The sequence below is a fragment of the Streptomyces sp. NPDC050534 genome (assembly GCF_044457745.1).
Taxonomy (GTDB): domain Bacteria; phylum Actinomycetota; class Actinomycetes; order Streptomycetales; family Streptomycetaceae; genus Streptomyces.
In genome coordinates this window covers 427,900-449,773 of the sequence record NZ_JBITHF010000009.1, presented here as the reverse complement: position 1 = coordinate 449,773, position 21,874 = coordinate 427,900, and the positions used below count along the sequence as shown (strand labels likewise).

General features: G+C 72.2%; 24 protein-coding genes. 12 read left to right on the top strand and 12 right to left on the bottom strand.

Annotated elements, in window-relative coordinates; genetic code table 11:
• Positions 1-5 precede the first annotated feature (5 nt).
• The gene (locus ACIBN2_RS29935) at positions 6-503 is read right to left on the bottom strand and encodes an FBP domain-containing protein (protein WP_399138908.1); all 498 of its coding nucleotides are present in this window, start codon (positions 501-503) and stop codon (positions 6-8) included.
• 70 nt (positions 504-573) lie between these two features.
• Between ACIBN2_RS29935 and ACIBN2_RS29930 the strand changes: the two genes are divergently transcribed.
• From ACIBN2_RS29930 to ACIBN2_RS29920, 3 genes are all read left to right on the top strand, one after another.
• Positions 574-1,152: a TetR/AcrR family transcriptional regulator gene (locus ACIBN2_RS29930; RefSeq protein WP_399138997.1), complete on the top strand. Its 579-nt coding sequence runs from the start codon at positions 574-576 to the stop codon at positions 1,150-1,152.
• Between the two features lie 17 nt (positions 1,153-1,169).
• Positions 1,170-2,354, top strand: a complete 1,185-nt coding sequence (locus tag ACIBN2_RS29925) for a GDSL-type esterase/lipase family protein (RefSeq protein WP_399138906.1) — start codon at positions 1,170-1,172, stop codon at positions 2,352-2,354.
• A gap of 124 nt (positions 2,355-2,478) precedes the next feature.
• Positions 2,479-3,981, top strand: coding sequence for a helix-turn-helix domain-containing protein (locus ACIBN2_RS29920; RefSeq protein ID WP_399138904.1), 1,503 nt, complete (start codon positions 2,479-2,481; stop codon positions 3,979-3,981).
• Positions 3,982-4,130: 149 nt separating this feature from the next.
• Here the strand turns inward: ACIBN2_RS29920 and ACIBN2_RS29915 are convergent, their stop codons facing one another.
• Complete coding sequence (locus ACIBN2_RS29915; protein WP_399138903.1) at positions 4,131-5,372, bottom strand: cytochrome P450; 1,242 nt, start codon at positions 5,370-5,372, stop codon at positions 4,131-4,133.
• Between the two features lie 231 nt (positions 5,373-5,603).
• Between ACIBN2_RS29915 and ACIBN2_RS29910 the strand changes: the two genes are divergently transcribed.
• Together ACIBN2_RS29910 and ACIBN2_RS29905 are read left to right on the top strand one after the other, a co-directional pair.
• Positions 5,604-5,840: a hypothetical protein gene (locus tag ACIBN2_RS29910; RefSeq protein ID WP_399138901.1), complete on the top strand. Its 237-nt coding sequence runs from the start codon at positions 5,604-5,606 to the stop codon at positions 5,838-5,840.
• A gap of 151 nt (positions 5,841-5,991) precedes the next feature.
• Entirely contained in the window at positions 5,992-6,774 is a 783-nt protein-coding gene (locus ACIBN2_RS29905; RefSeq protein WP_399138899.1) for an alpha/beta fold hydrolase, read from the top strand.
• 21 nt (positions 6,775-6,795) lie between these two features.
• On the opposite strand, the gene ACIBN2_RS29900 is transcribed toward ACIBN2_RS29905, so the two are convergent.
• A complete protein-coding gene (locus tag ACIBN2_RS29900) occupies positions 6,796-7,329 on the bottom strand; it encodes a DoxX family protein (protein WP_399138898.1) in 534 nt (177 codons plus the stop codon).
• Positions 7,330-7,497: 168 nt separating this feature from the next.
• Between ACIBN2_RS29900 and ACIBN2_RS29895 the strand changes: the two genes are divergently transcribed.
• Entirely contained in the window at positions 7,498-8,025 is a 528-nt protein-coding gene (locus ACIBN2_RS29895) for a hypothetical protein (protein ID WP_399138897.1), read from the top strand.
• Positions 8,026-8,062: 37 nt separating this feature from the next.
• On the opposite strand, the gene ACIBN2_RS29890 is transcribed toward ACIBN2_RS29895, so the two are convergent.
• Complete coding sequence (locus ACIBN2_RS29890; RefSeq protein ID WP_399138896.1) at positions 8,063-8,626, bottom strand: hemerythrin domain-containing protein; 564 nt, start codon at positions 8,624-8,626, stop codon at positions 8,063-8,065.
• Between the two features lie 269 nt (positions 8,627-8,895).
• Between ACIBN2_RS29890 and ACIBN2_RS29885 the strand changes: the two genes are divergently transcribed.
• Positions 8,896-10,089, top strand: a complete 1,194-nt coding sequence (locus ACIBN2_RS29885) for an amidohydrolase (RefSeq protein WP_399138996.1) — start codon at positions 8,896-8,898, stop codon at positions 10,087-10,089.
• A gap of 22 nt (positions 10,090-10,111) precedes the next feature.
• On the opposite strand, the gene ACIBN2_RS29880 is transcribed toward ACIBN2_RS29885, so the two are convergent.
• Positions 10,112-10,999, bottom strand: a complete 888-nt coding sequence (locus ACIBN2_RS29880; protein WP_399138894.1) for an SDR family NAD(P)-dependent oxidoreductase — start codon at positions 10,997-10,999, stop codon at positions 10,112-10,114.
• A gap of 71 nt (positions 11,000-11,070) precedes the next feature.
• Here ACIBN2_RS29880 and ACIBN2_RS29875 point away from each other — a divergent pair, with 71 nt between their 5' ends.
• A complete protein-coding gene (locus ACIBN2_RS29875) occupies positions 11,071-12,012 on the top strand; it encodes a LysR family transcriptional regulator (RefSeq protein WP_399138892.1) in 942 nt (313 codons plus the stop codon).
• A gap of 102 nt (positions 12,013-12,114) precedes the next feature.
• Entirely contained in the window at positions 12,115-14,514 is a 2,400-nt protein-coding gene (locus tag ACIBN2_RS29870) for a penicillin acylase family protein (RefSeq protein WP_399138890.1), read from the top strand.
• Positions 14,515-14,570: 56 nt separating this feature from the next.
• Here the strand turns inward: ACIBN2_RS29870 and ACIBN2_RS29865 are convergent, their stop codons facing one another.
• Positions 14,571-14,771, bottom strand: coding sequence for a DUF4177 domain-containing protein (locus tag ACIBN2_RS29865; RefSeq protein ID WP_384267334.1), 201 nt, complete (start codon positions 14,769-14,771; stop codon positions 14,571-14,573).
• An 87-nt stretch (positions 14,772-14,858) separates the two neighbouring features.
• Between ACIBN2_RS29865 and ACIBN2_RS29860 the strand changes: the two genes are divergently transcribed.
• On the top strand, positions 14,859-15,251 hold the full coding sequence (locus ACIBN2_RS29860; protein ID WP_399138888.1) for an MmcQ/YjbR family DNA-binding protein: 393 nt from the start codon (positions 14,859-14,861) through the stop codon (positions 15,249-15,251).
• A gap of 27 nt (positions 15,252-15,278) precedes the next feature.
• Here the strand turns inward: ACIBN2_RS29860 and ACIBN2_RS29855 are convergent, their stop codons facing one another.
• Positions 15,279-15,785: a hypothetical protein gene (locus ACIBN2_RS29855; protein WP_399138886.1), complete on the bottom strand. Its 507-nt coding sequence runs from the start codon at positions 15,783-15,785 to the stop codon at positions 15,279-15,281.
• A 138-nt stretch (positions 15,786-15,923) separates the two neighbouring features.
• Here ACIBN2_RS29855 and ACIBN2_RS29850 point away from each other — a divergent pair, with 138 nt between their 5' ends.
• A complete protein-coding gene (locus ACIBN2_RS29850; RefSeq protein ID WP_399138885.1) occupies positions 15,924-16,910 on the top strand; it encodes an NAD(P)H-dependent flavin oxidoreductase in 987 nt (328 codons plus the stop codon).
• A 140-nt stretch (positions 16,911-17,050) separates the two neighbouring features.
• Here ACIBN2_RS29850 and ACIBN2_RS29845 read toward each other — a convergent pair whose 3' ends face one another.
• The 4 genes from ACIBN2_RS29845 to ACIBN2_RS29830 all read right to left on the bottom strand — a co-directional run bounded on the left by ACIBN2_RS29845 (position 17,051) and on the right by ACIBN2_RS29830 (position 19,560).
• The gene (locus ACIBN2_RS29845) at positions 17,051-17,323 is read right to left on the bottom strand and encodes a hypothetical protein (RefSeq protein WP_399138884.1); all 273 of its coding nucleotides are present in this window, start codon (positions 17,321-17,323) and stop codon (positions 17,051-17,053) included.
• Between the two features lie 130 nt (positions 17,324-17,453).
• Positions 17,454-17,648 (bottom strand): hypothetical protein, encoded by a 195-nt coding sequence (locus ACIBN2_RS29840; RefSeq protein ID WP_399138882.1) that lies wholly within the window; start codon positions 17,646-17,648, stop codon positions 17,454-17,456.
• 134 nt (positions 17,649-17,782) lie between these two features.
• Positions 17,783-18,928: an MFS transporter gene (locus tag ACIBN2_RS29835; protein WP_399138880.1), complete on the bottom strand. Its 1,146-nt coding sequence runs from the start codon at positions 18,926-18,928 to the stop codon at positions 17,783-17,785.
• Between the two features lie 41 nt (positions 18,929-18,969).
• Positions 18,970-19,560, bottom strand: coding sequence for a helix-turn-helix domain-containing protein (locus ACIBN2_RS29830; protein WP_399138879.1), 591 nt, complete (start codon positions 19,558-19,560; stop codon positions 18,970-18,972).
• Between ACIBN2_RS29830 and ACIBN2_RS29825 the strand changes: the two genes are divergently transcribed.
• Positions 19,559-20,077, top strand: a complete 519-nt coding sequence (locus ACIBN2_RS29825) for a GNAT family N-acetyltransferase (protein WP_399138877.1) — start codon at positions 19,559-19,561, stop codon at positions 20,075-20,077. The two genes, ACIBN2_RS29830 and ACIBN2_RS29825, sit on opposite strands and share 2 nt — an antisense overlap.
• Before the next feature lie 15 nt (positions 20,078-20,092).
• Here the strand turns inward: ACIBN2_RS29825 and ACIBN2_RS29820 are convergent, their stop codons facing one another.
• Positions 20,093-21,763, bottom strand: a complete 1,671-nt coding sequence (locus ACIBN2_RS29820; protein ID WP_399138994.1) for an MFS transporter — start codon at positions 21,761-21,763, stop codon at positions 20,093-20,095.
• Between the last annotated feature and the right edge of the window lie 111 nt (positions 21,764-21,874).

The following is a 21,874-nucleotide window of genomic DNA, read 5'->3' as shown; positions in this document are numbered from 1 at the left end:
CGAGCTTATGCCGTCCCGACCTTGGCGACGAACGCGTCGATGTTCGTCATCGTGCGCCGGATCTTGTCCTCCAGGCTGATCGTCTCGTGCAGACGCGCCCCGACGCCCGCGTCCCGCTTGCCCCGCACGTACAGCGAGCAGGCGAGATCGCTGCAGATGTAGACGCCCACCGAGTTGCCCTGCTGGCCGGCCTTGCCCGCTTTCGGCGCGACCATCAGGGAGACGCCGCCGGAGTGGGTGGTCAGGCACATCGAGCACATGCTGCGCCGCTGCTGCCCGACGGTGGAGGCCGAGCCGCGCAGCGCGATGGCCTTCGGGCGGCCGTCGCCGCCGGCGGTCACGAGGTAGGCGCGGTCCGGCGCCTGCGGGTCGCGCCAGCCGAGGTAGTCCAGGTCGTCCCAGGGCTGGTCGGCGAGGTCGCGCGGGACGGACAGGCGCTTGGCCTCGCCCTTGGTGCAGTTGATGAAGGCTGCGCGGATCTCGCGTTCGGTCAGTGGTTCCATAGGCCCATGCTAAATTGCCTAAATGGTTTAGGCAAAGTCTTAATGGAGTATGGAATCGGAGAAGGAGGTTGTGGTGCGCGCAGGGCTGACCACGGAACGGGTCGTGCGGGCGGGTGCCGAGCTGGCGGACGAGGTCGGCTTCGAGCAGGTGACCGTCTCGGAGGTCGCCCGGCGTTTCGACGTCAAGGTGGCGAGCCTGTACTCGCATGTGAAGAGTTCCCAGGACCTCAAGACCCGGATCGCCCTGTTCGCCCTGGAGGAGCTCGCCGGGCGCGCCGCGGACGCCCTCGCGGGCCGGGCCGGCAAGGACGCCCTGACCGCCTACGCCGACGCCTACCGCGACTACGCCCGGGAACATCCCGGGCGTGCGGTCGCGGCCAGGATGAGGCTCGATCCCGAGACCGCGGCAGCCAGTGCGGGCGTCAGGCACGCCCAGATGACCCGCGCGATCCTGCGCGGCTACGACCTGGCCGAACCGGACCAGACACACGCGGTACGGCTGCTGGGCAGCGTCTTCCACGGCTACGTCAGCCTCGAGGCGAGCGGCGGCTTCAGCCACAGCGCCCCCGATTCCGAGGAGAGCTGGAGACGCATCCTGGACGCTCTCGACGCCCTGCTGCACAACTGGCCCGGGAACACCGCCCCTTGAACACGAGGCAGGAGGACATGCGTACCACATACGACTGGATCACTACGCCCATCACCGCGGCGCTGCTGCGCGGCGCCCTCGACGTGGAGCACACCGAACGCGGATTGCTGCCGCACCGGCTGCCGCCCTGGGCCCGAGCCCAGTGCACCGATCCGCAGCTGGCGATGGCCGAGTCGCAACCCTCGGGCGTACGGCTGGCCTTCCGCACCCGTGCGACCGCCATCGAGCTGGACGCGGTGCCCACCAAGCGCCACTACGTCGGCGCCCCGCCCCGTCCCGACGGCGTGTACGAGCTCCTCGTCGACGGCCGTCGGGCGGACCGCGGCAGCGTCACGGGCGGCGACGTCGTGACCGTCGACATGACGGCCGGCACCGCCGACCTGCGCCCCGGCCCTGCGGGCACCCTGCGCTTCACCGGCCTGCCCGGCGGGGACAAGGACGTGGAGATCTGGCTTCCGCACGACGAGACCACCGAACTGGTCGCCCTGCGCACCGACGCCCCCGTCGAGCCCGCCCCGCCGAGCGGCCGCAAGGTGTGGCTGCACCACGGCAGTTCGATCAGTCACGGCTCCGACGCGGCGGGCCCGACCGCAACCTGGCCCGCACTCGCCGCCTCCCTCGGCGGCGTGGAACTGATCAACCTGGGGCTGGGCGGCAGCGCTCTGCTCGACCCGTTCACCGCCCGCACCCTGCGCGACACGCCCGCCGACCTGATCAGCGTCAAGATCGGCATCAACCTCGTCAACACCGACCTGATGCGGCTGCGCGCCTTCACGCCCGCAGTCCACGGCTTCCTCGACACCGTCCGCGAAGGCCACCCCGACGCACCGCTGCTGGTCGTCTCGCCCATCCTGTGCCCCATGCACGAGGACACGCCCGGCCCGACCGTCCTGGACTTCCGCACCCTGAGCGACGGGCGGCTCCAGTTCCACGCCATGGGCGACCCGGCCGAGCGCGCCGACGGAAAGCTGACCCTGGGCGTCATCCGGGACGAGCTGGAACGCATCGTGGCCCAGCGGTCGGCCGGCGATCCGAACCTGCACTACCTCGACGGCCGCGACCTGTACGGCGAACCCGACGCCGCCGAACTGCCGCTGCCCGACCGGCTCCACCCGGACGCGGCCACGCACCTGCGCATGGGCGAGCGGTTCGCCGGACGGGTCTTCACCGCGGGAGGTGTTTTCGCCGACCCGGGCAGCTGAGACGTTCGACGCGTCCCTCTCCTCGCCGTACGAATGCCGTACTCGTGTCACCACCGGGCATGCGTGAGGTAACGTCCCCGACCGACATGCCGAGGTCGATGCGATGGACGAGGAGAAGGCCGAGATGGCTGGCCGAAAGGACGGGGGCCGCCCTGCGCAGGTGACGGACGCCGAGGATTCGAGGTGGGCGCAGGAACTGCTCGACCAGCTGCGGCCGACCGGGCGGGACATCCGCCGGGTCGTCACCTGGCTCGCGAACGCGGTGGACGGGACGGCCTGCCTGCAGGACGACACCGGCCATGTCCTCGCCGGCACGCCGACGCCGCTGGACGAGGACCTGGTCGCCGACATCGTCTCCGGCCGCATCGCGTCCGCGGCCTGGGACGACGCCGGGCTCCATCTGCGGCTGGTCGGAGTGCGGCAGCCGCAGCCCGCCTCGGCCGGAGTGCTGTCCGTCTCCCGTACGGCCCCCTTCGACCGGCGGGCCTCCGACATCGTGACCCACACCGCCCAGGTGGTCGAACTCCTGCTGCGGGCACGTGAGTCGACGGCGGCCGGACGGCGGCTGCGGCGCGCGACGTCCGACCTCCGCCTGGCCATCCTGCAACTGCTGATGGTCGAGGACACCGTCTCCGCCCGCCGGGTCGCCGCGGGCCTGTGGCCCGGCCTGCTCGACACCGACACGGCCTGCGTCTACGTCCTGGAGGGCAGCGCGGACGAGCGCGACCGCATCGCCGAGGAGTGCCTGACCGCGACGGCGGAGCAGGCGCTCGTCGTGCGCTGTCCCGCGGTCGACGCCCACGTCATCGTCGTCGCTCCGCGTGACGCGGCGTCCGCCGAGCTCAGGCTGGTGGTCGGCCGCCGGCCGGACACCTTCCTCGGTGGCAGCGCCCCGCAGAGTCTGGTCCGCACCGCCACCGCCTACGGACAGGCCGTCAGCGCGCTCGCCGTCGCCCGCTTCCGCCCCGACCAGCAGGCCGTCTACGCCGAACGCACCCATCCCGAGCGCCTGATGGAGCCGGCCGTGCTGTCCGGCTGGACGGCCCATGTGCTGCGCCCGCTCGACACCCTGGCGCACCACACGCGCGCCGAACTCCTCGCCACCACCCGGCTGGGCCTGGAGTTCACGGCGGTGAACGCGGCCAAGGTCCTCGGCGTCAGCCGCAACACCGTCCGCGCCCGCATGGACCGGGTGGAGAGCCTGCTGCACGCGGACTTCTCCGACCTCACCGCCCGCGCCGTCGTCCATCTGGCGCTCAACACCCGTGTCGGTCTGTCGGAGGAGACGCACGAGGCCCGCCCCGCCGGGACGGCCCACCCCGGGCTCACCGACCTGCTGGCCGGCCTCGCCCTGCGCACCTGGGCGCACGGGCTGCTCGGGCGCCTGGAGTCCGACGGCCGCGATCTGCGCCGCTCCCTGCGGACCTGGATCGCCGCCGGGGGCAACGCCGAACGCGCCGCGCAACTCCTGGGCGTGCACGCGCAGACGGTGCGTGAACACGTGCGCAGTGCGGAACCCGTCCTGGAACGCCAGTTGCTCGCCTCGGGCAGCGATCTGTACGAGGTCGTCCTCGCTCATCTGGCCCTCGGTGAACTCGAGCGGCCCGCGTTCGACCGGACGAACTAGGATCTTCCGGACTCACTTGTGCACAGGTGAGCCACGCGATCGTCGCAGCGGGCATGGACGCGGTTCACAACGTGTCCACTCGGCACGTAAGTTCGACGGGCCGCGGGGGCACGACCGGAACGGGGGACCGGTCGCGCCCCCTTGCGGTTCTACGCCCGTAGCCGCACGGGCACCTCCTGCCAGCCGTACGCGATGAACGACGGCACCTGCCGCAACTCGTCCTCGCCGACGGCCAGGCGCATCCCGGGAAAGCGCTCGAAGAGAGCCGGCAGTGCGGTCATCGCCTCCATCCGCGCGAGCGGCGCCCCGACGCACCGGTGCACGCCGATGCCGAACGACAGATGGTCCTCGGCCCCGCGCGCGGCGTCGAAGGCGTCCGCGTCCGGGCCGTAGCGCGCGGGGTCCAGCCCCGCGGCGGCGTACGTCGTGATGATGGCGTCGCCCGCCGGGACGGTGACGTCGCCGACGGGGATGTCGGTGACGGCGAAGCGCAGCGGCAGCGCGGCGATCGACGGGTGCACCCGCAGCGTCTCGTCGATGACCGCGTCCCAGCCGGTCTTCCCGGCCTGTACGGCGGCGAGCTGCCCGGGGTGCCGGAGCAGGGCGACGACCGCGTTGCCGATGAGGTTCACGGTCGTCTCGAAACCGGCGCCGATCATCAGCAGCAGCGTGTAGAGCAGTTCCTCGTCGCTGAGCCGGTCGCCGTCCTCGTCGCGCACCCGGATCAGCTCGGTGGTGAGGTCGTCGCCCGGATGCGCCCTGCGATGGGTGATCAGAGCGCCCAGCACGGTCCCGATCTGCTGCTGCACGAACGCGCCGTGCTCCGGGCCGGGGTCGGAGGTGTCCATGATGACGGCGATCAGGCGGCGGGTGCCGTCCACCAACTCGTCCGGCACGCCGAACAGTTCGCAGATCATCCGCAGGGGCAGGGGATGCGCGAGCCCGGCCTTGACGTCGACCACCCGCCCGTCGGCGCCCGCCGCCTCCAGCGCGTCGAGCAGCTCCGCGGTGATCGCCTCCACCCGCGCGCGCATCGACTCGGTGCGCCGGCGGGTGAAGCTCGGCGCCACCAGCTTGCGCAGCCGCGCGTGGTCGCCGCCGTAGGTGGAGAGCATGTTGACCACGCCCACCCAGCCCATGATCCAGCTCCACGAGGGGTGTTGACCGATCTCGGGCCACAACCGCCAGTGCAGGCGCGGGTCCTTGCTGACCCGCGGATCGAGGATCAGGTCCTTGAGGGTGTCGTGACGGGTCGGCGCCCAGGCCGGGATCCCGCCCGGCAGTTCGACGGGCACGATCGGGCCCAGGGCCCGTAACTCGGCGCTCTCCGCGCGGATGTCGGCGCCGAACGGGTCGATGGCGAACCGGTCGAGGTGGTCGGTGACGGTCACGACGGATCTCCCAGAGGTGGGACCGGGCAGGACGGGGTCCACGGCCCTCGGGCCGCCACTCGGAGCACAGTACACACCGCCGCCGCACCTTCTCGCACGGCTGAGCGAAATCTCGCCGCGAAGCGGCCGCCGGTTCCGGACAACCGGCCGACCGCGGGACATCGGCCGAATGCGCGGCGTGGGACGGGTACCCGGACGGTCCTGGAACCACTACCGCTGAAGGAGGCACGGATGACCAGCAGTTCGGAGACCGGGGGCGCGACGGGTACGCAGGACAAGGACTACAACCTCATCTGGTACGTGGAGGCGTGCCTGAGCAACGCCCTGCGCCTGGAGACCTACATCCAGGACGCCGAGCGCGAGAAGGACAGCGAGGTGGCCGACCTGTTCCGCAAGGCCCAGGCGGACAGCCGCAAGGGCGCGGAACTGGGCAAGAAGCTCCTGCGCGCACGCCTGAACGGCGGCTGACACCGGATCGCCCCGAAGCCCGGGCCCCGTGCGCCACGCACGGGGCCCGCATCGTGCCCGCCTGCCTCGAACTCACCGCCGGACGACGGTGACGGGCGTCCCGGCGACCGCTACGCTACCGGCCAGTAACCGGATGCATCCAGGAGGCACGATGCCGCAGCTCGAAGTCGACGGCGCAGAGCTGACGTACGACGACGAAGGTCCTCGCGACAGCGATGCCCTTCCCCTGGTGTTCATCCACGGCTGGACGGCGAACCGGCACCGCTGGGACCACCAGATGACGTACTTCGCCGAGAAGCGCCGTGTGATCCGCCTCGATCTGCGCGGTCACGGCGACAGCACCGGTGCCGGGGTACGCACCGTCGCCGAACTGGCCAAGGACGTCGTGGCACTGCTCGACCACCTCGAGGTCCGGCGGGCGGTGCTCGTCGGCCACTCGATGGGCGGCATGATCGCGCAGACCATCACCCTCGACCACCCCGAGCGGGTCGAACGCCTCGTGCTGGTCGACTCCATCAGCCGCATGACCTACAGCCGAGGACGCGGCCTGCTGATGGGGGCCTCGACACTCGTCCCCTTCAAGATGTTCGTCGCCGCCAACATCCGGCGCGCCTTCGCACCCGGCTTCCCCCGCGAGGAGGTCCGGGCGTACATCAAGTCCTCCGAGGACACTCCACGCGAGGTCGTCATGACGCTCTACGGCGCCATGCGCGCCTTCGACGTCCTGGACCGGGTCGGCGAGATCCGCGTCCCCACCCTCCTGATCCACGGCTACCACGACATCCAGCTGCCGGTACGGCAGATGCTGCGCATGGCGAAGGCCTACCCGGACGCGGTGGTCCGCATCATCGACGCCGGACACGAACTGCCGGTCGAGAAGCCGGCGGAACTGACCACCGCTCTCGACCGGTTCGTCACTGCCGCCGACGGGTGAGGTGTCCGGGGAGCCGCTCGATCAGCGGCTCAGCTTGGCCTTCACACCGCCGACCGCCGCGGCGGGGCGTGCCGTGGCCCGCATCGACCGGCTCACCAGATGCGCCTCGCGCCGCAGGTCGTGTGCGGCATGCCGGCCGCGCCACGCCAGCGACGGAGCACCGGCGGTGTCGTCGGCCGCGATCAGCAGGCCGCCGAGCATCGACAGGTTCTTCAGGAAGTGGATCTTCTGCTGCGCCCGCTCGTCCGGATCCTTCGCCTCCCAGAAACGGTGACCCGCCAAAGTGGTCGGCACGAGCGTGGCGGCGATGGCCAGCGCGGCCGGCCGCGGCAGGCGCCCGCTGCCCAGCAGCAGACCCGCCACCACCTGTACCGCTCCGTTGAGCCGTACGACCTGCTCGGTGCGGTCCGGCAGGGCGCCGACCCGTTCGGTGACCGGCTGGACGACCGGCTCGGCCGCAGGGGCGACCTGTTCGGGAGCGCGCAGCGAGTTCATGCCGCCGGCGACGAACATGGAGGCCAGCATGGGCCGGCCGACCAGTCGCAGGAGACTCATGAGTCTCTCCTCGGGTGTGGGTGTGTGCAGGGACTCACCGGGTTCCCCGCGCTCTGTGGTCGATGCCACGTCGTCCGGCGAGGTGAGGGCATGTTCCTCACCGGAAGGGCGGGCTACCGTTTTCGCGTAGTTCGCTGTCCTCCCTCACGCAGTACGGACGACCTCGCAGTGCTCGCAGACCTCTCTCCGCTCATCGCCGCCACCACCCAGTGGCTGACCTGCGCCTACCCCTCCGCCGGTGGCGCGCTCGCCTCGACCCTGTGCGAGGTGCAGGCCCGCCAGGCCGTCACCGTCGCGGCCTGGCTGCGCTACCCGACGCGGGTGGACGCCGCGCTCGTCGGGATCGCCGGCTCCGGCGGATCGGCCCGGCTCGACCGGATCGCGGGCTCCGGCGACCCCGCCGGCCGGGACGCGGACGCCTACGCGTGGCGCACCTGGGTCGACGAGGTGGTGGCGAGCTGGGCGGCGTGTCTGCTGACCGATCCGGAACTGGCGGCCCTCGCGGTGGCGGCCGTCGCCGAGGGCGGCCATGCGGCCGACGCCCCCGTCGCGTTCCGGCGCCTCGTCGCGCCCGACGAGACCGACCGGCGGGCGGCGGCGCTGCTGCGCCACCCCGACCTGCTCGCCCCCGTGACCGCACTGCACCAGGACCAGCTCCTGCTGCTGCTCAGGACGGGGCCGGCGCTCACCGCCTGACCCGGCGGAGGGCCGCCGCGGCCGTGTCTTCTCGTCGTCAGTCGTGCTTGCCGCGTCCGCTGAGCGCGTCCCGCATCCGGTCGACCATTCCGGCCCCCGGCGCCAGCAGCTTGTTGGCCGGCGGCTTGTCCGGAGCGGAGGGGTGCGGCCGGGTCGGCGCCAGCTTCTTGGCCTGGCGGATCTTGTCGCCCAGGCGGTCGAGCGCGTCCGGGGTGCACGCTGCCCGCAGCTTGGGGAAGAGGTTGCCCTCCTCGTCGGCCAGGTGCGAGCGGATCTCGGCCATCAGCTGACCCATGAGCCGGTCGAACTCGGCGTCGCCCGCCTCGCAGCTCTCCAGGTCCTTCATGATCTGCTCGGCCTTGGAGTGGTCCTCCAGCTCCCGGTCCGCGATGGCGTCACCGTCGGCCAGGTGCTCCCGGACCGCCGGGTACAGGTACTCCTCCTCGGCCACCGAGTGCCGTACCAGCTCGATGGTGGCCTGATCGGCGTACACCTTGCGGTCCTTGTGGCCCGGCGGCAGCGCCTCGATGCGACCGAAGAGCTCCTCGACCTCCCGATGGTCGGTCATCAGCTCGTCGATGACGTTTCCACCATGTCCCATTGCCTCTTCACCTCCAGCCAGGAAGTGGCGGTTCCCGGTCCGGATCCGCCACGGGCGACCGAGTGCCCGTCCCGCCCACGGGCTAACGCCTCTTCGGACCGCGCCACGGCCGTGCGCCGCGGGTGTGGGACGGCGTCTTGTTGGAACTCGCAAGAACGACACGGTCCTACGGGGCAAACGACACGGTCCTACGGGGCAGACGCAGTCCCGCAGGGCTGCAGGACGAGGCACGGCTCGGGAGGCCGGTTGTGGCGGATCGGGAGGCCGGTGTGGCCGACGCGGTGGATGAGGCGGTCACGCGAGTGGGCGCGGAGGTGGCTCTCCGGGCGGAGGGGCTGTGGGAGGTGGCCCAGGCCCTGCACGGAGATCCCGAGTACGCCTTCGAGGAGCACCGGGCGGTCCGGCTGCTGACCGGGGAGCTCGAGCGCGAGGGGTTCACCGTGGAACGGGACCTCGCGGGCATGCCCACGGCCTTCGCCGCACGCGCGGGAGCCGTGCCCCGGCCTGCGGTGGCCCTTCTGCTGGAGTACGACGCCCTGCCCGGCCTCGGCCACGCCTGCGGCCACAACCTGATCGCCGCGGCCGGCCTCGGCGCCGCACTCGCGGCACGCGCCGTGCTGGGGGAGGGCGCGGGGTCCGTGTGGGCCGTGGGAACGCCCGCGGAGGAGGGCGGCGGGGGCAAGGTCGCAGAGACCGAGGCGGGCGTGTTCGACGACGTCGACGCCGCGCTGATGTTCCATCCCGGGGTCCACAACTGGCGCTGGGCACCCCTGACCGCGCAGACCCAGTACTGCGTCGGCTTCCACGGCCGCGCCGCGCACCCCACCGGCAACCCCACCGACGGCATCGACGCCCTCGCGGCGCTCATCCAGTTGTTCAACACCCTTGCCGTGGTGGGCCGTCGCCTCCCGGAGGCCTCGCACATACAGGGCATCGTCACCGAGGGAGGGCGGGCGACGAACGTCGTCCCCGAGTACGCGGAAGGGCTCTTCGGCCTGCGCGCGCTGACGACCGACGCCCTGGAAGAGCTGGCGGGGGAGCTGCTGACCTGCGCACACGGCGTGGCCCGGGCCACGGGCACGACCGTCACCTTCGGCCGCGCCACCCCGCGCTACGAGCACTTCCGCGACAGCGACGTCCTGTCCAGCCGGTTCGCCGGCCATCTGGCACGCACCGGCATCCGCCTCACACCCCCGGCACCGGGTGTCTACCTGGGCTCCTCCGACATCGGCAACGTCAGCGGACGCGTCCCCGCCATCCACCCCTTCGTCGCGATCACGGACCCGGACGGCTCCGACCACACACCGGAGTTCGCCACCGCCGCCTCCTCCGGCCGCGCCCGCCATGTGATGCTCGCGGCGGCGGAAGCCCTGGCCTGTACGGCGGTCGAGCTGGTCCTCTCCGCGCGGTTGCGGGAGCAGGCGTGGCAGGAGCACGGGGGCGGTGTGACGGTCGCGTTCTAGCTTCCGGTCGGGGACCGTCCCGTCAGGGGGTCAGCAACCGGTCCTGTTCCACCGGGGGAATGCCGTCGTGCCAGGGCAGGGCCCTGCCGAAGCGGACCAACTCGCCGTAGAGAGCGGGATCGACGCCTTCGGCGAAGACCAGGTCCAGTACGGCGCGGGCGGCCTCGGCCGGTGACTGGGCCTGGCTGTAGTCGCTGAACCAGGGCCGCGAGGTGGCGGTGTCCACCATGCCGGGGCACACGGAGGCGATCAGTGTGCCGTCGGCGAGATCACGTTCACGGCGTTCGGTGGCGACCGCCCGGACGGCGGCGACCTGGGCGACCTTCGAGGGCACATTCAGCCAGCGCGGCCAACCCGCCTCCTCCGCCGTCCTGTTGTGGATACGGCTGCGCCAGGACTCGACCGCGTACTCGACCTGGTCGAGGCTCGCCCCGTCGAAGAGATGGTGCAGCCGGGGATCGAGGTGGCCGAGCGTGCCCAGACTGCTCGCCACGACGAGCAGGCGGCCGCCCGGGCGCAGGACGGGTCCGAACGAGCGCAGGATCGCGTGGGTCGCGGTGTTGGAGACGTCGATGAACTCGTCGGCCCGGGCGGACTGGGAGTCCTCGGGCAGCACACGGGCCACGGCGTTGGAGATCACCACGTCGATCCCGCCGTGCCGCGCCCCCAGTTCGGTGGCGAGACGCGCGACGGCGTCGGTGTCGGTGACGTCCAGGACGCGGCCTTCGACGCGGGCACGGGTGCCGGGCAGCCGCGACACCTCCCGCGCCGCGTCGGCGACACGCTGCTGGTCGCGGCCGGTGAGCAGGACGAGGTCGGCCGGGCGCATCCGGGCCGCCAGCCCCTCGGCCAGAGCCCGGCCCAGCCCCTGGTTGGCACCCGTCACGAGAGCGATTCGCGAAGTATTCATGCCTGCCACGCTAGGAACGCCGCCGTCATGCGTCCAACGAAAGTTGGGCACAGGTAGTATGCGTAAACGTCATGGACTTCACAGACGTCTCGCTGACCGCGCTGCGCGTCCTGCGCGCGGTGGCGGAGCAGGGAACCTTCACCGCGGCCGCCGCCTCCCTGGGCTACACCCAGTCCGCGGTCTCCCGGCAGATCGCCGCCATCGAGCGGGCGGCGGGCGCGCAGCTGCTGGAGCGGCGGCGCGACGGGGTGCGGCTGACCGCGGCGGGCCGGGTCGTGATGCGGCGCGCGGCGGTCGTGCTCGACGAGATCGACGCGACCGCACGCGAACTGTCCGGGCTGCCCGGCCAGTCCGGCACGGTCCGGCTGGGCTGGTTCCCCAGCGCCGGCGCGGTCCTCGTGCCCGCGGCCCTCTCCGCCCTGCGCCGCACCGACCCCGGCATCGACGTGGTCACCCGGGAGGGCACCACCCCGGCACTGGTGCGCGCCCTGCGGGCCGGCAGCCTGGACCTGGCCCTCCTCGCCTCGGTGCCACCGTTCCGCTCACCGGACGCCGAGTCACCGCCGCTGGCGCTGCGGACCCTCACCGAACGCGCCCTGTGCCTCGCCGTGCCCGCCGGCCACCCGCTCGCCCGTGGTGACTACGTCGACGTCGCCGACCTGCGCGGACAGCGCTGGATCGCGAGCTCCAGCTCCGGCGAGGACCGGCTGATGGGAGTCTGGCCCGGCCTGGACGAGCGGCCCGAGATCGCCCACACCGCCCGGGACTGGCTGGCCAAGCTCCAGCTCGTCGCCGCAGGGTGCGGCCTGACGACCGTGCCCCCTTCGCTCGCCCCCGCGGTGCCGCCCGGCGTCCGGGTGCTACCGGTGCGCGGCGGCCCCCAGGAACAGCGGCGCCTCCTCCTGGCCCGTCTGCCGCACCCACCGGCGGAGCCGGTGACCCGCGTGGCCGCGGCTCTGCGCACCGCCGCCCTCGACTCCGACGGGGCAACCCTCTCCGTGCCGTCCTCATGACCCGGGGCGCCCGCAGGTGTACATCCCCGGGCTGACGCGCCCCTCGGAAACTCCGCCGGGGGCCGGATGCGTCCCGAGCGCCCGCCCTGAAGGGTGGCAGCCATGAGTGGACCCAGAGAACTGACAAAGCGTCAGAGACAGCCACTGACAGGCCGGTTGGTCACCATCGCGGCCACCCTCTGCCTCACCTCGGCCACCCTGGCCATGCTCCCCGCCTCCGCGACGGCGGGCCCGGACGCCCGGACACCGGCCGGGGACGGGTACACGGCCCAGATCCGCCGCACCGAATACGGCATCCCGCACATCCTGGCGAAGGACTTCGGCGGGCTCGGATACGGCTACGGCTACGCGTTCGCCCAGGACAACGTCTGCGAACTCGCCGACCAGGTGACGACGTTGCGAGGCGAACGGTCCCGGTTCTTCGGCCCCGACGGCGACCCCGGCGAGGGCGCCAACCTCGCGAGCGACACGTACTACGAAGGACAACGGCGCGCCGGCACCGTCCGGCATCTGCTCGACCGGAAGGCGCCGCTGGGCCCCACGGCCGAACTGCGCCGGATGGTCGAGGGATACGCCGCCGGGTACAACCGCTACCTGCGGGACACGGGCGCCGACCACCTGCCCGACCCACGCTGCAAGGGCAAGCCCTGGGTGCGCCCGGTGACCCCGCTCGACCTGTGGAGCATCGTCTACGACGTCAACCGGGTGTCCGGCGCCGTGCCGTTGGCGCCCGACATCGGTGACGCGAAGCCCCCGCCCGCGGACGGTACGACACCGGCGGCGGGCGCTCGCGGCGCCTCGGCGTTGTCCGGCGCGGCCCGGCAGGGGCCCGCGGCCGACTTCGGCAGCAACGGCTGGGCGCTCGGCCGGGACGTCACCCGCACCGGCCACGCGATGGTCCTCGCCAACCCGCACCTACCCTGGGCCGACGGCAACTTCCGCTTCTACCAAGTGCAGTTGACCATCCCCGGCAGCCTGGACGTGTCCGGCGCCGGCCTCTACGGCACCCCTCTGGTCGAGATCGGCCACAACCGCGACCTCGCCTGGACACACACCGCGAGCGACGCCCAGCACGCCTCCCTCTACGCGCTGAAGCTCACCCCCGGCTACGTGGTCGACGGCAGGACCGAGCGGATGAAGCGCCGCACGGTGCCGGTCACCGTACGAGACAGGGACGGACGGCTGTCGACCGTCCGACGCACCCTGTACACCTCACGCTTCGGCCCCGTGCTGTCCTCGGGCTGGACCACCAGGACCGCCTACGCGATCCGGGACGCCAACGCCGACAACCTGCGCTCCATGAACGCGTGGCTGGCCATGGGCAAGGCCCGGAACCTCACCCAACTCCGCACGGCCCAGGACACGTTCCAGGGTGTCCCCTGGACCTACACCCTCGCAGCCGACACCGGCGGCCGCACCTACTTCACCGACTCCTCGGTCGTGCCGCACCTCACCGACGCCCAGCTCCAGCGCTGCACTCTCCCGGGCGGCGGCGAGGCACCCGCCGCGCTGGACGGCTCCACGTCGGCCTGCGCCTGGGGCAGCGACGCCGACGCGCTCGTACCGGGCATCTACGGCCCGTCCCACCAGCCGAGGCTGAGCCGTACCGACTACGTCGCCAACTCCAACAACGGGCCGCGGTACGCGAACCCCGCGGCCCCGCTCACCGGCTTCCCGGGCACGTACGACACCGATCCCCGGCTCGGCCGGCGCCCCCAGCTCGGACTCCGCATGATCGCGGAGCGCGCGAGCGGAACGGACGGACTGGGCGCGCCCGGCTTCACCCTGAGCACCCTCGGCAAGTCGATGACCGGCAACCGCGTCCTGTCCGCGGAGACCGGCCGCGACGACGTGGTCGGCATGTGCCGTACCCACCCGCGCCTGACGGCCACCGACGGCAAGGAGACCGACGTACGGCGGGCCTGCGCCACCCTGGCCGGCTGGGACACCCGCGCCGACACCGGCAGCAGGGGTGCCGCGCTCTGGGGCGCCTTCTTCGACCACCTGCTCGGGGCCGGGCCCCCGGACACCTGGGTCCGCGTCCCCTACGACCCCGCCCAGCCCCTCACCACACCGCGCGGCATCAACGGCGACGACGCCCGCGTCCGGCGCGCGCTGGCCGACGCGGTGCAGGACTTCGCCGCACGGGGCCTGCCGGTCGACGTCGAGCTGGGCGCCGTGCAGAAATGGGCCGGCGTCCCGCTGCCCGGCTGCACCGGGGAGGAGGGCTGCTTCGACGTCGTCGAGGCCGGCCCAGGCTCCGGCACCGGTACGCCGACCGCCGGCGCCTTCGGCACCAGCTTCGTGATGGCGGTCGAACTGACCCCGGACGGCCCCCGCACCCGCACCGTCCTCACCTACGGCCAGTCGGCCAACCCGGCCTCACCCCATTACAGCGACCAGACCCGTCTGTTCTCCCGCAAGCGCTGGGTCACCGAACGCTTCACCGAAGCGGAGATCAAGGGCGACCCGGCGGTGCGGACGACCACGCTGCACCGCTGACACGGCAAAGGGTCCGCGCACCGCGCGGACCCTTCACCGGCTGAGGCACGGCGACGTCAGGAACGGGGCCGCTCGAAGGTGAGCAGCAGACCCTCCACCGAACCGGGGCCTATGCGGCCCTTCACGTCGGCCGAGGTGATCGCCTTGAGACCCCAGCCGTCCTCGGCGTGCTTGTTGAGGACCTTCTCCAGCTTGTCGCTGTCCAGAGCGTCGCCGATCAGCGATTCCCTGAACGTGACCACCTTGTACTCGTACATGACTGCGGCGTCCTCCTGTGCAATGGGCGGCGGTGCGAGAAACAGCCAACCATGGCGCCGGGGATCTCGTGAGCCTACCGTCGTCAGATGGCGACCTGGGACGACGTACGGCACCTCGCGCTCGCTCTTCCCGAGAGCAGCGAACGGCTCTCACGGGAGCTTGTGCAGTGGCGGGTCAAGGACAAGTTGTTCGTCTGGGAGCGGCCGCTGAGGCGCCCCGACCTGGAGGCGCTCGGTGACTCCGCCCCGGAGGGGCCGGTCCTCGGTCTACGGGTGGCGGACGTCGGGGTGAAGGAGGCGCTGGTCACGTCCGATCCGGACGTCTACTTCACGATTCCGCACTTCGAGGGCTATCCGGCGGTGCTGGTCCGCCTCGACCGGATCGACGTCGCCGAGCTCAAGGAGCTGATCGTGGAGGCGTGGCTTCTTCGGGCCCCGAAGCGGCTGGCGGAGCAGTACCTCGACGCGAGCGCTTCGTGAACCGGTCGGCGGCAGTGGACCAGTGCGTCAGCAGGCGCTGCCCCCGGTCGTCCGCTCGCCGTCGGCCTTGGTCCCGTCGGACGGCCAGTGTGCCAAGGAGATCATCCGCATCACGCGGTGGATGAGATAGCCGGCCAGCGGCAGTTCGACGAACAGGGCGAGCGCCGCCGACAGCCAGACCTCCGGGGTGCCGAAGGCGAGCGACACATCGAACCAGGCATCGCCGATCAGCAGCACAGCCGTCGCGAGTCCCGACACGATCACGGCTCGGTGCCGCAGCCGGCCGAAGATCGCGGTGGCGGCCATGGCCATCAGGAGCATGACGTCGAAGCCCACCCAGGCGACGCGCCAGTGGTGGACCTTGTAGCCGGAGGGCAGCGACAGGGCCAGCAGGACGGTCCACGGGACGAGAGCGACGGCGGAGACGGTCAGCACTTCCAGGGTGTGCTTGCGGTGCCTGCGTATTCGGTCGAGCAGCTCCGCCGACGGCGCAGGTGCGGCACCTCTGAACTCGTCGACCTGGGTGTCACTCACGTCGCCGCTCCGTTCTCTCACGTGCGGGGGCGGGTCATGCCCTGGATTCCCCTGTTCCCATTACTGACAAGTTGATCGCCCAGAGCATTCCCGTTGTCTCCGCGACGTCGTGAATTGTCAGGGGCGATGATGACCGCCATGGCCTTGACGACGGCATTCACCGAGCTTTTCGGCGTACGGCACCCGATCGCACTGGCGCCGATGGGCGGGTCGGCCGGCGGTGCGCTGACCGCGGCCGTCTCGCGGGGCGGCGGCCTCGGGATCCTGGGCGCGGGCGGCGGGGACCCGGACTGGCTCGCCGGAGAGCTCCCGCTCGTGACCGGGAGCGGCGGCCTGGCGTGGGGCGTCGGGTTCCAGACCTGGGCGGTCGACACCGAGACCGTCGATCGCGCGCTGGAGCACGGCCCGAAGGCGGTGATGCTGTCCTTCGGCGACCCGGGCCCGTTCGCCGCACGCATCCGTGCGGCCGGCGCGGCGCTGATCGTTCAGGTCACCGATGTGGACGAGGCCCGGCGGGCCGTGGACGTGGGAGCCGACGTGATCGTGGCCCAGGGGACGGAGAGCGGGGGACACGGCGCCCGGAAAGGGCGCTCCACGCTGCCGTTCGTGCCTGTCGTGGTGGATCTGGCGGCACCGGTACCCGTGCTGGCGGCCGGCGGGATCGCCGACGGACGCGGTGTGGCCGCCGCTCTGGCGCTCGGCGCCGCCGGAGCGCTGCTCGGCACCCGCTTCCAGGCGACGCGCGAGGCGCTGGTCGACCCCGCGGCCGCCCAGGCGATCGTGGAGGGCCGCGGGCAGGACACGGAACGCAGCCGTGTGCTGGACATCGCCCGCGGTTCGCGCTGGCCGGCGCGTTACACGGCACGCACGCTCGGCCACCCCTTCCTGGACCGCTGGCGGAACCGGGAGGCCGAACTCGCCGCTGACCCCCAGGCCCGGCAGGACTATCGCGACGGCGTGGCGCGCGGAGATCTCCCGCCACTTCCGGTGTGGGCGGGTGAGGGCGTCGACCTCATCGACGACCTGCCGTCCGCGGCCGATCTCGTCGGCGCGCTCGCGGAGCAGGCGGAGCAGGCCCTGGCCCGGGCCGGTGGACACCGGCCGGGCGACCCGCCGGGCCCGTGACGCCGGCGAGCTCCGCGGCTCGCACCTCGGCATCGGCGAGGTGCGGGTCACGGAGCTCGGGGTGCCGCTCGCACCAGCGGCGAGACGGCGAAGTGGTCGTCGGGGCGGGGGAGTTGAGGCTCGGCCCGAACTACCGACGGTCAGCCGTGGCAGATCAGGACGATGAGGCCGTCGCAGTCGTCACCGTCGTCGTCCCAGCCGCCGTGTCCGTGGTGAGCGGCGCGGTCGTGGGCCTGGGACGGGGCCGTGGCGTGGTGGGGGGTGGGCGGTGCGGCCATCGCGGGTGCGGCGGTTCCCGCGAGTGCGGCGCAGGCGAGGCCCAGGGCGGCACCCACCGCGAGTATTCGCGGAATGCGGGAGCCGGTCTTCTCGGAGTGACGGGGGCGGCTGGGGTCGAGCTCTGCAGTGTTCATGCAGTCACCGTGCCTGCCCCGGCAGTCGATTTCGCGCCGGGCGAGCCGACCGGGTGAGACGCCCCCGTCCCGCCGATCGCCCGATCGGCCCACGTCGGAGGCCGAGTCGAAGGCCGATGCGTAGGCCAGGTCAGAGACCCAGATCGGCGGCCAGACAGGAGAAGGACGTCCATGACGCCTCGGGGTTGTAGGCGTCCCTCGCCGGGTCGTGCGCCGACGCCTGCTTCTCCTCGACCATCTCCTCGAAACGAATGCGCTCGGGAAGCTTGCCGAAGCGTGCGTGACGTACTGACGCAGCGCTGTCCACGGTGCCGTGGTTCTCCATGGTCAACCTCCGCTTGATCCGTGCCGGATCGAGTGGTCTTGGGGACCGTCAGAATCACACTTCCGAGCGTCACCTGTCAAGGTGGTGATGAGATGGTGGACGTACCTTGCACGGTAAGTCTCGCAGCGGTCTCGTCACCTGTCGTATGGGTGACGCGGTGGTGGCTCTCTGTGTCCGGGCCGGCCGGTGAAGCCAACTGCGAGGAGCAGTGCGGCAATTGCGACGCAGGCGGTGCCGCGCCAGCCAACGGCGTCGAGCAGGGGTGCGGCGAGGGCGGTGCCGACGGCGCCGACCGTGAAGTACAGCACGAGGTAGACGCTGCTGAGGCTGCCGGAGCGTTCGGGGTCGAGGGCGATGACGCGGCTCTGGTTGGCGGCCTGGGCCGCGAAGCAGCCGGCGTCGAAGAGGGCGAGGCCGGCGGCCGTGACGGGCGGCGCGCCGAGGCCGGTCGCGAGCAGCGCGACTCCGGCCGCGGCGGCCAGAACGGAGACCGTGATCACCGCGTGCGGGGCGTAACGGTCGGTGAGGCGCCCGGTGAGCGGGAGGACCGTGAAGCCGAGAAGCCCGGCCAGGCTGTACAGGCCGATGGCGGTCGGGGTGAGCGAATGGGGCGGCCGGGCGAGGGCCAGCGCGAGAGCGACCCAGATCAGGGTGAAGGCGAAGTACCACAGGCCGCCGGCCGCCACCGCCTGCCGCAGCGGCGCGACATCCCGCAGGAGCGGGGGCAGTGATGCGAGCGTGGCGCGGTAGTGGCGGCCGGCGTGCGGCCGCCGACGGGGCAGCACCAGGGCGGCGGCGAACGCGCCGAGCAGGGCGAGGCCGGCGAAGACGAGGAGCATCCGCCGCCACCCGAGCAGGTCGGTGAGAGCGCCTCCCACCAGGCGGCTGAGCAGGATGCCGGCCGACATGCCGGCGGCCACGACGGCGACACCGGCTCCGCGCCGCCCGGGCGGGGCGTGCCGGCCCGCGATGTTGCCGGCCTGGGCCGCGACGCTGGCGGCCGCGCCGATGAGCACGTAGGCGGCCAGGAGTACGACCGCGCCCGGCGCGACGGCCGCGCCGGTGAGCGCGGCGGACAGGACGGTGAGCTGTGTGCCGACCAGGCGGCTGGGGGCGAGGTGGTCGGTGAGCGGGAGCAGGAGCGCGAAGCCGATCGTGCAGCCGACGAGGGCGGCGGTCGGCACGAGCCCGATCACGGCGGGGGCGATGTGCAGATCGGCGGCGACGACGCCGAGGGCGGGCTGCACGGCGTAGTTGTTCGCGATCGCCGTGCCCGCCATGGCGGCGAGAAGAAGGGTGCCGCCCCGCGGGAGGGCCCGGGTCACGGCCGTGTGCCGCGGGCGAGGATCACGGCGTAACGGCATTCCTCCTCGGCGTCGTTGACGAAGATCCGGTCGGCCGGATCGCCGAGTTCGATGGTGTCCCCCGCCTCCAGCTCGTGGACGGTGTCGCCGTCGTGGAAGGTCAGACGGCCGTCGAGGACCCACACGACCTGCCGTACGAAGGCGAAGGCGGCGGCCGGATACGGCACGCGGGCGCCGGCGGGGAGCAGGATCTCGGCGATCTCGGCGGGAAACCGGGGGCCGGTGATCTGGCGGCGCCGGTATCCGGTGGCGGGGTCGCGCCACTCGGCCGCCTCGGACCGGCGGCGTACCCCCGCCCCGTCGCCCGCCTCGTCCGGTGTGCCTTCGGCGAGGGCGAGCAGGGAGGCGACGCTCAGCTGGAAGGCGGCCGACAGCTTGCCGAGCACGACGGCCGTGGGGCTGCTCTCGCCCCGCTCGATCCGGCTGATCATGGCCTGGGAGACACCGGAGGCGTCGGCGAGCTGGGCCAGGGTCCAGCGGCGCCGCTCCCGCTCGGTGCGGACCCGCGCGGCGATCTGCCCGACCAGGGGATCTACTATGTTGGACATGAATCCAATATACGAGAGAAGCCGGACCGTGACGGTACGTCCGGCACAGGCCGGTGACGTGGAGGTGGTCCGGGCCATCCGCAACCACGCCATCGAGCATTCGACCGCGCTGTGGACGCAGACCCTGCAGTCCGCCGACGAGGCGGTCGGCTGGCTCGCCGCCCATCTGGAGCGCGGCTCGGCGTTCGTGGCCGAGGCCGGCGGCGAGGTCGCGGGGTTCGCGGTCTACGGCCCGTGGCGGGCGCTGGACGGCTACCGCCACACGGTGGAGGACTCGGTCTACGTCCGCGACGGCCGGCACGGGCTCGGCATCGGATCCGCGCTGCTGACGGCGCTCGTCGACTCGGCGTGCGAGGCGGGCCACCACGTCGTGATCGCCGGCATCGAGGCAGAGAACGCGGCCTCGATCCGCCTGCACGAACGCTTCGGTTTCGAGCACGTCGGCACGGTGCCCGAGGTCGGCACCAAGTTCGGCCGCTGGCTCGACCTGACCCTCATGCGACTGCAGTTGGCCTGAACTCCGCGTGCGCTTCTACGACGCCGCGTTGTCCCGGGGCTGCTCCTTCTCGCGGACGTCACCGGCCGGGTTCGGCCGGTCTTCGCGCGGACCCTCGTGGGCTGCCTGGTGGCTGCCGCGCAGGGCCGAGGCGACCGCGGAGACCAGGGCCATGCCCGCGGCGACGCTGAACACGATGGTCAGGCCGTGGTGGAACGGCCCGGAGACCAGCCGCGGGAAGAAGGTGTGGCCGGTCAGCGCCGCCCGCTGGGCCGCGGTGACGTGGTCGAGGGCGCCGTTGGACGCCAGCAGGTGCTCGATGGGGTTGTTGCCGAGGAATGTGGCGAACAGCGTGCTCACCGGCGGCAGTGAGGCGGCATGCTCGGCAGCACCGGCCGGCACGCCGTGGGCCTGGAGCCCGCTGCTCAGCGTCCCGGGCAGCGACGAGGCGAGCCCGGAGACCATCAGCGAGAAGAACACGCCGATGGACAGGGCGGTGCCGGAGTTCTGGAACGTGGAGCGCATCCCCGACGCGACACCCCGGTACTCGGGCCGCACACTGCCCATGATCGAGGACGTGTTGGGCGCGGAGAACATGCCCTGCCCCAGCCCGTTGAGCAGCAGCAGCGCGGCGAACAGGCCGTAGTCGAAGTTCACGGGCAGGGCGAGCAGGCCGAGGAACGAGGCCGCCACGACCACCAGTCCGGCCGTGGAGAACAGGCGCGCGCCGAACCGGTCCGAGAGGAAGCCGGAGATGGGGCCCGCTATGAGGAAGCCGACCGTGAGCGGGAGCATGAACACGCCGGCCCACAGCGGAGTGTCCTCGTAGGCGTAGCCGTGCAGGGGCAGCCAGATGCCCTGGAGCCAGATGATGAGCATGAACTGCAGGCCGCCGCGGGCGATCGCGGTCAGCAGGGCGGCCAGGTTGCCCGCGGCGAAGGCGCGCACCTTGAACAGCGCCAGGTCGAACATGGGCTCGGCGACGCGTGTCTCGACGTAGCAGAAGAGGAGCAGCAGCCCGGCGCCGCCGAACAGGCCGGTGAGGACCCAGGGGTTGCCCCAGCCGGTGGCGCTGTCTCCGTAGGGCTGGATGCCGTAGGTGATGCCGGCCAGCAGGATGCCCGCGCCGACGGCGAAGGTGAGGTTGCCCAGCCGGTCGACGCGGCCGGGACGGCCCGCCGAGGTCTCGCGGAGGCTGAGGTAGGACCAGATCGTGCCGGTGATGCTGATCGGGACGCTGACCCAGAACACGGCGCGCCAGTCGACGGCGGCGAGCAGACCGCCCGCGAGGAGGCCGAGGAACTGGCCGGCGAGCGCGGTGATCTGGTTGATGCCGAGCGCCATGCCGCGCTGCCGGGCGGGAAAGGCGTCGGCGAGGATGGCGGCCGAGTTGGCGGTGAGCATGGAGCCGCCGAAGGCCTGCACGATGCGCCAGATGATCAGCCACAGGGCGCCCGCGCCCGCACGGAACGGGTCCAGGGACAGGGCGACGGAGGCGCACGCGAAGATCAGGAAGCCCAGGTTGTAGATCCGCACCCGGCCGAACATGTCGCCCAGCCGGCCGAGGACGACGACCAGTACGGCCGAGACCAGCAGATAGCCCAGGATCATCCAGAGCAGATAGCCGATGTTGCCCGGGGCGAGCGGGTCGAGGCCGATGCCGCGGAAGATCGCGGGCAGCGAGATGATCACGATGGAGGCGTCCATCGTGGCTATGAGCACGCCGAGCGTGGTGTTCGACAGCGCGACCCACTTGTAACCGGGTCCGACGGGAGTGTCCTTCCCGCGTGCCGAGCGCAGGGCGCCGAACGCGGACGG